The organism is Paenibacillus sp. FSL R5-192 (assembly GCF_000517845.1).
Classification (GTDB): domain Bacteria; phylum Bacillota; class Bacilli; order Paenibacillales; family Paenibacillaceae; genus Paenibacillus; species Paenibacillus amylolyticus.
Genome location: NZ_ASPR01000014.1, coordinates 90,853 through 102,879, shown reverse-complemented (window position 1 = coordinate 102,879; position 12,027 = coordinate 90,853). Strand labels below are relative to the sequence as shown.

10 protein-coding genes are annotated in these 12,027 nt (G+C 46.4%); 2 read left to right on the top strand and 8 right to left on the bottom strand.

The window, feature by feature from the left end:
- Positions 1-110: 110 nt before the first annotated feature.
- Positions 111-1,091 (top strand): aldo/keto reductase, encoded by a 981-nt coding sequence (locus C161_RS08900; protein ID WP_036669756.1) that lies wholly within the window; start codon positions 111-113, stop codon positions 1,089-1,091.
- Positions 1,092-1,351: 260 nt separating this feature from the next.
- Here C161_RS08900 and C161_RS08895 read toward each other — a convergent pair whose 3' ends face one another.
- The 4 genes from C161_RS08895 to ilvB form a co-directional block, all read right to left on the bottom strand.
- The gene (locus tag C161_RS08895) at positions 1,352-2,893 is read right to left on the bottom strand and encodes a 2-isopropylmalate synthase (protein WP_017689653.1); all 1,542 of its coding nucleotides are present in this window, start codon (positions 2,891-2,893) and stop codon (positions 1,352-1,354) included.
- A gap of 135 nt (positions 2,894-3,028) precedes the next feature.
- Entirely contained in the window at positions 3,029-4,021 is a 993-nt protein-coding gene (ilvC, locus tag C161_RS08890) for a ketol-acid reductoisomerase (protein WP_036669754.1), read from the bottom strand.
- A gap of 261 nt (positions 4,022-4,282) precedes the next feature.
- A complete protein-coding gene (gene ilvN, locus C161_RS08885) occupies positions 4,283-4,765 on the bottom strand; it encodes an acetolactate synthase small subunit (RefSeq protein ID WP_024628317.1) in 483 nt (160 codons plus the stop codon).
- Positions 4,762-6,513 carry a biosynthetic-type acetolactate synthase large subunit gene (gene ilvB, locus C161_RS08880; RefSeq protein ID WP_036610160.1) on the bottom strand — a complete coding sequence of 584 codons (1,752 nt, stop codon included), beginning with the start codon at positions 6,511-6,513 and terminating at the stop codon, positions 4,762-4,764. The genes ilvN and ilvB overlap by 4 nt, the downstream gene beginning before the upstream one ends.
- A 604-nt stretch (positions 6,514-7,117) precedes the next feature.
- On the opposite strand from ilvB, the gene C161_RS08875 reads away from it, so the two are divergent.
- Positions 7,118-7,561 carry a GNAT family N-acetyltransferase gene (locus C161_RS08875; RefSeq protein ID WP_036611020.1) on the top strand — a complete coding sequence of 148 codons (444 nt, stop codon included), beginning with the start codon at positions 7,118-7,120 and terminating at the stop codon, positions 7,559-7,561.
- 6 nt (positions 7,562-7,567) lie between these two features.
- On the opposite strand, the gene C161_RS32750 is transcribed toward C161_RS08875, so the two are convergent.
- The 4 genes from C161_RS32750 to C161_RS08855 all read right to left on the bottom strand — a co-directional run bounded on the left by C161_RS32750 (position 7,568) and on the right by C161_RS08855 (position 11,753).
- Positions 7,568-7,966 carry a hypothetical protein gene (locus C161_RS32750; RefSeq protein ID WP_036669752.1) on the bottom strand — a complete coding sequence of 133 codons (399 nt, stop codon included), beginning with the start codon at positions 7,964-7,966 and terminating at the stop codon, positions 7,568-7,570.
- 213 nt (positions 7,967-8,179) lie between these two features.
- On the bottom strand, positions 8,180-9,142 hold the full coding sequence (locus C161_RS08865; protein WP_036610165.1) for an ABC transporter permease: 963 nt from the start codon (positions 9,140-9,142) through the stop codon (positions 8,180-8,182).
- Positions 9,143-10,222 (bottom strand): ABC transporter permease, encoded by a 1,080-nt coding sequence (locus C161_RS08860; RefSeq protein WP_036669750.1) that lies wholly within the window; start codon positions 10,220-10,222, stop codon positions 9,143-9,145. It lies immediately after the preceding gene.
- Positions 10,215-11,753: an ABC transporter ATP-binding protein gene (locus C161_RS08855; protein ID WP_036669749.1), complete on the bottom strand. Its 1,539-nt coding sequence runs from the start codon at positions 11,751-11,753 to the stop codon at positions 10,215-10,217. The genes C161_RS08860 and C161_RS08855 overlap by 8 nt, the downstream gene beginning before the upstream one ends.
- Positions 11,754-12,027 lie beyond the last annotated feature (274 nt).

Below are 12,027 nucleotides of genomic sequence, written 5' to 3'. Positions count from 1 at the left end.
AGATTTTACCTATAAGCCAATAGAGATTGGCCTTTCCAAGTTGTTCTGACCTCCCGGCTGGGTTAAAATATAGCTGAATTCAAATCAGGTACGCAGGAGGGATAAGCAACATGCAATATTCGTATTTGGGTAAATCAGGCCTCAAGGTCAGCCGAATCTGTCTCGGCACCATGAATTTCGGGCCTGCTACAGATGAAAAAGAAGCTTTCCGCATTATGGACGCAGCACTCGATGCAGGCGTGAACTTTTTTGATACCGCTAACATCTACGGTTGGGGTGAAAATTCCGGCCTTACCGAAGAAATTATCGGACGCTGGTTCAACCAGGGTGGGGGCAGACGTGAAAAAGTAGTTCTGGCCACCAAAGTATATGGCTCCATGCATGATGATACAGATGGCCCCAACAACGAAGCTGGCCTCTCCGCCTACAAAATCAGACGGCATCTGGAGGGCTCCCTCCGCCGCTTACAGACCGATCATATCGAGCTATACCAGATGCATCATGTAGACCCTGCCATATCGTGGGACGAGCTGTGGGGTTCGTTCGAGAATGCCGTTCATCAGGGTAAAATCGGTTATGTAGGATCGAGTAACTTTGCTGCATGGCAGATTGCAATCGCTCAAAGTGAAGCCAAGAATCGTCATTTCCTCGGCCTGGTTTCCGAACAACATAAATATAGTCTCAACTGTCGTTTGCCTGAGTTAGAAGTACTGCCCGCAGCCAAAGAGCTGGGCCTCGGCGTCATTCCATGGAGTCCACTGGATGGTGGATTACTGGGACGTAACGCTCTGCAGAAACTGGAAGGAACACGCAGCGGGGGCATCGCTGGACGGATCGAGCAGCAGCAAACTCAGCTTGAAGACTTTGCCGCACTGTGTCGTGATCTCGGTGAACCACAGGATACGGTGGCTTTGGCATGGGTTGCAGCCAATCCGGCAGTGACCGCCCCGATTATCGGACCACGTACGCTGGAGCAGTTTGAGACCGCACTCAAATGTCTGGACGTGACTTTGGATGAAGCCGTGCTCAAACGTCTGGATGAGATTTTCCCGGGTCCAGGTGGACATGCACCTAATGCATACGCGTGGTAATAGCTTGATAGCGTAAGCCAATACAATAGGTAATTGTAGAAAATGTACTGTGTTTTACTTCCATAATTATATATATACAAGCAAAAGAGTCTGACCCTCCACAGGAGAGTCAGACTCTTTACGTACCTCACTAAACGTAACAAAGCAAGCCGAACGATCTTCTATATCCATTAAATTAAAGATAGATCATTCTAGCAGCATACATGTGTCTCAGCTTAAAGTTCAGTTCAATGAAAGGTGCGTGCTTCTTGCATTGGAGCCTACAGGTTAACGTTTACACGGTTTGTGTATGTCTTCCGCTTCTCAATCAATTGATTCAGGCCGTCTACATAGGCACGTGCACTTGCACCCAATATATCTGTGCTTACGCCACGTCCTTGTACCGAAACCTGATTCTGAGTCAGCACAACATGTACTTCACCCAATGCATCTTTACCATGCGTTACCGATTTGATGGAATAGTCAGACAACGTTACGTCTTCCCCACTCACTTGGTCAATCGCATTGTAGATTGCATCTACCGATCCGTTACCCTCTGCTTGCTTCTCAAGCGTATCCCCGTCAAGCGTTGCAATGCGGACTTTGGCCGTTGGTACCGATTCGTCTCCGTACGTTACGAAGATGGATTCCAGTTTATACACCTCAGGTGCATCCTGCAATTTCTCTTCAATTACGGCAAGCAGATCTTCGTCAGTAACTTCTTTTTTCTTATCAGCCAGATCTTTGAACTGGGCGAAAGCCCGATTCAATGCTTCTTCTTCCAGCTCATATCCCAGATCAATCAACCGTTCACGGAAGGCATGACGACCAGAATGTTTACCCAGTACAAGTTTACTTTCCTTCAGACCGATGGACTCTGGAGTCATAATCTCGTACGTTGTTTTTTCCTTCAACATGCCATCCTGGTGAATGCCGGATTCATGTGCAAAGGCATTTGCCCCAACAATAGCTTTGTTTCCAGGCACAACCATACCTGTCAAACGGCTAACCAAACGACTGGTCCGTGCAATTTCAGACAACTGCAGCGATGTTTTCGCCTGGAAAAATTCCTGACGTGTCTCCAGTGCCATAGCAATTTCCTCGATCGCCGTGTTTCCGGCACGTTCACCAATGCCATTGATCGTACCTTCGATCTGATCGGCTCCGTTGAGAATGGCTGCAAGTGTATTGGCCGTCGCCATACCCAAGTCATTATGACAGTGGGCACTCAGCTGTACCTTTTCAATACCGTGTACATTCTCCTTGAGATGTTTGAAAATGTTTCCGTATTCATATGGGCTCAGGTAACCAACCGTATCCGGAATATTCACGACGGCTGCACCTTCTTCAACAGCCATATTCACCATTTCCACGAGGAAATCATACTCGGTACGACCTGCATCCTCAAGGGAAAATTCGATCTTCGAGAATGTTTTCTTTGCATAACGAATCGCGGAACGAGCTGTATCCAGTACCTGCGCTTTGTCCATGCGCAATTTATGTTGGCGGTGAATAGGTGAAGTTGCCAGGAAAACGTGAATGCACGGGTCCTGTGCACCTTTAAGTGCTTCCTTAACTGCATCAATGTCTTGCTCTCTGGAACGGGACAAGCCAATTACAGTCACATTTTTGACCGCATTTGCTACTGCATTGACAGCTGCCAGGTCACCTGGAGATGCCGCCGGGAAACCCGCTTCCATCCGGTCAATGCCAAGCCGCTCGAGCTGATGGGCAATTTCCACCTTTTCACGAGTGTTCAGATTGACTCCCGGGGATTGCTCTCCATCACGCAGCGTTGTGTCAAATACATAGATTTTACGCACGCTTCGCACCTCCTGTACTTGTTATTATATCTCTGAACCAGCAATAGCGGCTCACGCATAAGCACGGCCGCTATTCCCAGTTAAAGCTCTAAGTTTACTTGATTACCTTAAAGTGCATGCTCTAGAAGTTAATGCTTACTTCTTGATCCAGTGCATCATCTCACGCAATTGTCCGCCAACCACTTCGATTGGGTGTTCAGCTTCGTTACGACGAGTTGCTGTCAAGAATGCACGTCCGGATTGGTTTTCCAGAATGAAGTCGCGTGCGAATTTACCTTGTTGGATATCTGTCAGGACTTCTTTCATTGCTTTCTTCGTATCTTCAGTTACAACGCGAGGTCCAGTTACATAGTCACCGTACTCAGCTGTGTTACTGATGGAATCACGCATGCTTGAAAGTCCGCCTTCATACATCATGTCAACGATCAGCTTCAGTTCGTGCAGACATTCGAAGTATGCCATTTCAGGAGCGTAACCCGCTTCTGTCAATGTTTCGAATCCAGCTTTTACCAATGCACTCACGCCACCACACAGAACAGCTTGCTCACCGAACAGATCTGTTTCTGTTTCTTCACGGAAGGAAGTTTCGATAACCCCTGCGCGTGTACAACCGATACCTTTAGCATAAGCCAAACCGATTTCTTTAGCTTTACCCGTTGCATCTTGCTCAATCGCGATCAGGCCCGGTACACCAAAACCTTCCACATAAGTACGACGTACCATGTGACCAGGGGACTTAGGAGCTACCAGCAATACATCGCTGTTTTTTGGAGCAACGATTTGACCGAAATGAACGTTGAAACCGTGTGAGAAGAGCAATGCAGCGCCTTCTTTCAGGTTTGGTTCGATTTCGTTTTTGTATACAGAAGCTTGAGTTTCATCTGGCAGCAAGATTTGAACTACATCTGCGCGGCTTGTTGCTTCAGCCGGGGACAGAACTTCAAATCCGTCATTTTTTGCAGTGTCGAAGGATTTACCTTCACGAAGTCCGATGACTACGTTCAATCCACTATCACGAAGGTTTTGAGCTTGGGCGTGGCCCTGGCTACCATAACCGATTACCGCGATCGTTTTTCCTTTCAATACGTTAAGCTCTGCATCCTGTTCATAATAAGTAGTTACTGGCATGTTTATAAGTCCTCCTTTGTATTGTAAAGAACCCTTCATTAATGAGCGGGTGTCTCAAGGGACCGCCTCGCTTGGAGTGTCAAAAGCATCTCTGGTCTGATCCGATCCGTTCAGACACCCGCCCATTAATGCGGGAATGTAGCTATATTTTCAAGCGTTACATCACTAAAATGTTAAATTACAACTGTTAAGGGACTGACACTCACATAAGATCAACTGTATATGTTAGCTAACCGTCGTCCCTCTTCATTCATTATAACTTTATACGTTGCCGCGTACCAATGCAGTTATGCCTGTACGGGACAATTCGCGAATGCCATATGGCTTGAGCAATTCAATCATAGCATCAATTTTGTCCGTATCTCCGACTACCTGCACAATCAGGCTGCCTGGACCAACATCTACAACGGATGCGCGGAATGTTTCTACCACACCCAGAATTTCAGGACGCTCGGAAGGCTCTGCTTTCACTTTAATCAAAGCGAGTTCACGGGCTACCATCGGTTTCAGGCTGAAATCAACCACTTTAATAACATCGATGATTTTATACAATTGTTTCTCAATCTGCTCCAGCGTTTTATCGTCACCAATGGTGACAATAACCATCCGGGAGAGTCCAGGTTCTTCCGATTGACCTACGGTAATACTCTCAATGTTAAATCCGCGTCGACCGAACAACCCTGATACACGCTGAAGGACGCCTGGCTGATCGTTTACCAATATTGAAATCGTATGTCTAATCATTCGTCAGCATCCCCCATCAGCATTTGATCAATTGTTGCTCCCTGCGGAACCATTGGATACACATTTTCATCCTTGCGTACTACGAATTCTACAACGACTGGTCCTGGTGTATCCAAAGCTTCCTGCCAAGCACGCGCTGCTTCTTCTTTATTCGTTGCACGCAATCCTTTCACGCCATATGCTTCAGCCAGTTTTACAAAATCCGGGCTTCCTGCCAGATCAATGTGGCTGTAACGGTTCTCATAGATGAGTTCCTGCCATTGGCGAACCATTCCAAGTACCTGATTGTTAATGATCACAATTTTTACCGGTATATTGTTAATGGCACAGATTGCGAGTTCTTGGGAACACATCTGCATTCCGCCGTCACCGTTAATGGAGATAACAAGTCTGTCCGGATTGGCCATCTGAGCACCAATTGCAGAAGGGAATCCAAAGCCCATCGTTCCGAGACCACCCGAAGTTACCCATGAACGTGGTTGATTGAACTTGTAATATTGTGCCGCCCACATCTGATGTTGTCCCACATCCGTAGTCACAATCGCTTCACCTTTGGTTGTATCATTCAACATTTCAACAACCCACTGCGGTTTCAGCACTTCGTCTGAATCCGTATAGCTGTATGGCTTCTCTTGTTTCCACTGTTTGATCTGATCTCTCCATGCATCTGCACGCTCTGCACGTCCAACTTCTTTGTTGGCTATTTCAAGTACGGTCTTCACATCACCAACGATTGGAATATCGGTTGCAATGTTTTTACCAATCTCAGCCGGATCAATATCGATATGAACGATTTTGGCATGTGGAGCGAATCCGTCCAGCTTACCTGTTACCCGATCATCGAATCGTGCGCCGATATTAATCAGCAGATCCGACTGTTGGATGGCCAGGTTGGATGTGTATGTTCCGTGCATTCCTGGCATCCCTGTCCATAGTTCATGCCCACTTGGGAATGCACCAAGCCCCAGAAGGGTTGTCGTAATCGGAATGCCTGTCTTCTCAACAAACTCGAACAGTTCTTCATGTCCTCCCGAGTATACCACACCGCCACCGGCCAGAATCATTGGACGTTCTGCTTCCTGAATGGCCTGAGCCAAACGGTCTACCTGCAATTTGTTTGGTACTGTCCGTGGATTGTACCCTCTTAATGTAACAGGTTCAGTACTCGGTTCAAACAAGGTTTTGTTGGCTGAGACATCTTTCGGAATGTCGATCAGTACAGGACCTTTACGGCCGGTGTTGGCAATATGGAATGCCTCATGAATGATACTCGACAAATCCTTAACATCTTTTACCAGATAGCTGTGTTTGGTGATCGGCATTGTAATCCCGGTAATATCCGCTTCCTGGAAAGCATCCGAGCCGATCAGGCTGGAATTAACATTTCCCGTAATGACAACCAGCGGCACAGAATCCATATATGCCGTGGCAATTCCAGTAACCAGATTGGTTGCTCCCGGCCCGGAGGTAGCGATACAAACACCAACTTTGCCGCTTGCACGTGCATATCCGTCAGCTGCATGAATTGCACCTTGTTCGTGACGGGTTAAGACGTGTTTGAAATCCTCGAAACCATACATTGCATCGTAAATGTACAACACTGCGCCACCCGGGTAACCAAATACGCAATCCACACCTTCAAGCAACAAACTTCTCAGCAGAATCTCGGAACCGCTAATGACCTCCGGCTTCATCCATTTTTCACGTAATTCATCTGTCGATCGTACTTCTGGAATTTGAGCTCCCATTAGTCATCCTCCTCTCGGAATTTACACCATTCTGACATTTAAAGTTACAAAAAAAACCTTCCATCCCCTGCAAACAAGTTCATGCTTGCGAGGGACGAAAGGTTATCGCTTCCGTGGTACCACCCAACTTTGCCCGAAATTTCGCAATAACGGACCTTACCAGGTACAACAAAACGAATAGCTCAAACGAACATAGTCGTTTCCCATACCTGTTGTCTGTAACGCAGACATACGATTTTCCCTAATACGCGAAAGGAGTGACATCCAGTGCTTTTCAGGAAAACAGCTCCGAGGTGAGCTCGTATATAAGGGGTAATGGTGGTGGTTTCAGCAATTCCAGCCACTCTCTGAGCAAAAGAGCCCTTAAAACTTCGTCCTCTTCATAGCCGATGAAATATTCTCGTTAAATGTTAGGAACATTATATGATTCCTCCAACCGATAAGTCAATACCTGTTTTGCATAAAAATTCAGAGAACCTTCCTTCCTCCCTCTTCAGCCTATAAGGTTGCCCTAATCCTAGCGCTTCATTCAGTCACCTTTTATCTTGCTTCGGGCATAGGATATACGAGCAGCACGACTGGTCCTGAAAGGAGGCTCCGCATGGTGATTCGGCAACGCACATCCAAGCTGGATGATGGCGCCATCATGAAGCTGATTGACACTCAACTTGTTCCTTTATCCCATATGAGCGAAAAGGAAATTAATAAAATCCGCAAAGAAATACCCCTGCGAATGAACAGGGGCATGACCTTTGTTGTCTCGCCGGAGCCAGACAAAGCTGCTGTGGCATTCATCCATTTTCTCATGCATGGGGAATTGCTCTATGTCGATATGATGGCCGTTAGTCCGAAAGAACAACGCAAACGTTACGGGCAAACTTTGTTGCTCAAAGCAGAGAGTTTTGCGGTATCCCGGGGTTGTCGAAGATCTAAAGTGATGGTGGATGAGGGCAATACCAAAGGGCTTCAGTTTTATCAAAAAAATGGATACAGCGCGATTCGATACATCATGATAAGCCGCTGCTACGAATTGGAAAAAACATTATAGAATGTCCTAGAAAAATCCTGGTGGGCGTGGACCTGGACCATAAGGGCCGAATCCAGGACCAGGTCCATATCCGCCACCAGGTCCTCCAGGTCCTCCAGGTCCATATCCCGGTCCGTAGCCTGGACCATATCCAGGACCTGGTTTTGGTCCAGGTCCATATCCGGGACCGAAGCCGGGACCACCTCCATAAGCATAAGGCAGTGTGGCAATAGCGAGCAGATCAAACAATACTAGTGGCAGAATCGCTTTTGTACGTACTTTTTTGCCATTCAAACGCTTGAGTACCAGTTTGTTGCCCGATACTTTCAACAGCTTTCCCGTAACCCGAGTGCCGTCTTTTTTGATTGCAACAATATTTTTGCCTATTAATTTCATCGCTTCATCACGCGTAACTTGTTGTTTCATACTTTCCCCTCCTCCTCGGATCGTTCAAAACAGTGTATTCGTCCATCACTGAATTCGCCTGTTTCTTTGTCCCTACCTGAAAATATGGGTATTGCACGAGAACCAAGTTAAGCATGTAAAAGTCGATGGGCGTTCAAGAAAACAAAAAAAGGCCCGCACAAGGCGGACCCTTTATCAAAACTCTGAATAGCTAAACTGATATGGAAAAGGTTGTTACCTTTTACCAGGGTCATACGCTTCACCGAGTGCAGACGGAGCCGAAGAACGTCCAACCGCTGCAACGAGAACGATGATGGTAAGCAGGTAAGGCAACATGAAAATAATTTCCTGGGGAATACTTTGTGACCATTCAAACAACTGTACATAGTTTCGGATCGCTTGTGAGAATCCAAAGAAGACAGCCGCACCAAAGGCACCAATCGGATTCCACTTACCAAAAATCATAGCTGCAATGGCAATATAACCTTGGCCGGAAACCGTATTGTGTGAGAATGTACCCGTAGTCGTCAAAGTAATCGCAGCTCCACCAATAGCCGCAAGCGCACCACTGATCATAACGCCAATATAGCGATAACGAAGCACTTTAACACCAACCGTATCAGCCGCACTTGGATGTTCACCTACAGAACGAAGGCGCAGACCAAATGGCGTTTTGAACATGATGTAATACGTCAGGAATACGAACAGAATGGCCAGATATGTCGTTGGATATACGTTCTTGAAGAAGGCTTCTCCAAGCAAAGGAATGTCTTTCAACAATGGCACATCAAACTTGCTGAAGCCTTGAACCAACGGTGAATCACCAGAACCTTCAAACAACAGTTTAACCAAGTACAACGTACTTCCTGCTGCCAAAAAGTTAATGACGATACCACTGATAATCTGGTCTGCCTTAAATGTGATAGACGCAACGGCATGAATCAGAGATACCATTACGCCCAATACAATCGCGAGCAAAACCCCCATCCAGGCCGATGTCGTTCCGCCCATGCCCGCTTCTTGAGCATAATGCGCCCCGATTCCAGCTGCAAAGGCACCAAAGACCATAAAACCTTCAAGTCCAAGGTTGGTTACACCTGATTTTTCCGAAAAAATTCCGCCGAGTGATGCAAAAATCAATGCCGTAGCAAAGACAAGCGTCGTATTGATAATTTGCCCAATTGTCAACAAGTCCATCTACAACACCTTCTCTTTCTTACGCTTCGAATAGAACGGTTTAAGTATCCAGCGCACGATGCCTTGTGCCGCAATGAAGAAGATAATCGAACCGATCACAATCCGAATAATCTCAGGCGGAACATCCGCAGCAAAACTCATACCTGCAGATCCGTACGTGAGGGTACCAAACAACACTGCCCCCAATAACACCCCAAACGGATGATTCAAACCAATCAGGGCAACCGCAATTCCGTCAAAGCCTGTTCCCGGTGAACCCGACATTACGGTTTGGTATTGGAACACACCAAGAACCTGGAATGCACCACCAAGACCTGCAAGCATACCACTGATGAACATCGCTTTTACGATATTCCGGTTAACATGCATACCTGCATATTCAGCCGCATTAGGGTTGTAACCTACTGCACGGATTTCATAACCCTGTTTTGTTTTCCACATATAGATATAAAAGAGCACAGCCATCACAATGGCAATCAATGTCCCCATGTGTACACGGGAGTTGCCCATCAGTTCAGAGAGCCATGTCAAACTAATCGAAGCCGATTCGCTGATATCCACGGAACGATTCTCGCCCTTCAACAGCAAGAATTGGCGAACGATAAGGTTGGCCAGATACAGACCAATCCAGTTCAACATGATACTACTGATAACTTCATTAACCCCACGTGCCGCCTTCAGATAACCAGCAATCGCGGCCCACAGACCACCAAACAATGCACCCGCAATCAAAGCCAGTGGCGCATGAAGGTAGATCGGCAAACCTGCAAACTTAACACCAACAAATGTTGCAGCGGTCATACCAACGAGAAATTGACCTTCTCCCCCGATATTAAACAACCCTGCACGTGATGCAAATGCAAATGCGAGTCCAGTCATGATTAGTGGTGTCATTTCCCGTACTGCTTCACCAAAGTTGTACATGTCGCCAAATACCTTGGTGAACAATGCACCATAGGCTTCAATTGGATTGTAGCCACCAATCAGCATGACAACTCCACCGAGAATAAGACCCATAATAATAGCTACTACAGGTAAAATAAATGAATCTCGGGTAAACCATTTCAATACGTTATTCATGCGCAGTACCTCTCTTTTGGGTGCTGCCCGCCATCATCAAGCCGAGCTCCCTGTCATTGGTTTCTTCCGGCAGCACCTCGCCAACGATCTGGCCTTCATAAATAACAGCAATTCGGTCAGATACATTGATAATCTCATCAAGCTCAAATGAAATCAGCAGAACAGCCTTCCCTTGATCGCGCTGTGCAATCAGTTGCTTTTGCACGAACTCAATAGCCCCTACATCCAAACCACGTGTTGGTTGCGCAGCGATAAGCAGTTCAGGGTTTTTATCTACCTCACGGGCGATAATGACCTTTTGCTGGTTTCCTCCGGACAAGGACCGAGCTTTGGTCTCGATGCTTGGTGTACGCACGTCAAATGCCTCAACAAGCCGCTTCGCCTGCTGTTTGATGGCATCGAAGTTAAGGAACCCTTTACGGGTGTATGGTGCTTTATAATACGATTCCAGAACGATATTTTCACTCACTGAAAAATCAAGTACAAGTCCGTGTTTATGGCGATCTTCCGGAATGTGGGCTACACCCGACTCCGAGATATGGCGCGGAGAATGATTGGACAGCTCCTTGCCCTCCAAAAGAATCGAACCACTCTCTACTTTACGAAGTCCGGTAAGAGCTTCAATCAGTTCACTTTGACCATTACCATCCACACCTGCGATTCCGACAATCTCTCCTGCACGTACGTTCAGGTTAAGTTGGTTCAGAACCGAAATACCTTCTTTATTCTTCGCCGTTAATTTACTGACTTCGAGCACATTGGCTCCAGGTGTAGCCGGTTTTTTGTCCACTTTGAATGTGACATTCCGCCCCACCATTTTCTCTGCCAGCTCATTCGGATTCGTTTCCGAAGTTTTGACCGAATCAATCACTTTACCCCGACGAATAATCGTTACCGTATCGGAGATTTCCATGATTTCTTTCAGTTTGTGCGTGATCAAAATAATGGACTTTCCTTCAGCTACAAGCTTCTTCATGATGATCATCAGTTCTTTGATCTCTTGAGGAGTCAATACGGCTGTAGGCTCGTCAAAAATAAGAATGTCTGCACCGCGATACAACGTTTTAACAATCTCTACACGTTGCTGCATTCCGACAGAAATATCATGAATTTTGGCATGAGGATTCACCTTAAGTCCATACTGTTCGGAAAGACGCTGAACTTCAGCGGCTGCTTTTTTATAGTTAATATTGAGACCCTTCGTTGGTTCAGATCCCAAAATAATGTTCTCTGTTACCGTGAACGGCTGTACAAGTTTAAAATGCTGATGCACCATGCCTATGCCAAGATCGATCGCTCGGTTAGGGCTGTCGATGATGACAGGCTTGCCATTCACTTCAATGGAACCTTCATCTGGCTGATAGAGACCAAATACAATATTCATCAACGTTGACTTACCAGCGCCGTTTTCGCCCAGTAGCGCATGGATCTCGCCTTTACGAAGCTGAAGGCTGATGGCGTCGTTGGCAACAATGCCTGGGAAACGCTTCGTAATTTGTTTTAACTCAACGACGGGGGTTGCTGCACCCATGTAATCACCCTTATACCTGATATAGTGTGGTTCCGCAAACGTAAAAAAAAACGTCTATCGACGTACTTTCAAAAAAGACAGACCGCGCTTAGCTGAAGTTTTTCTTGCGATAATCGAATGGTTCAGCTCATTAAGAACATATCAATTCCATTATCTTAAGAAAAGCTCCTACCGGAGCGTTGGTGCACAGTGACCTTGTACAATTGTTATGATGACTTGATCAAATGTTCCTGTTCTTGCAATCATAAGGCCGGTCAAGACCGGCCCCAATGAT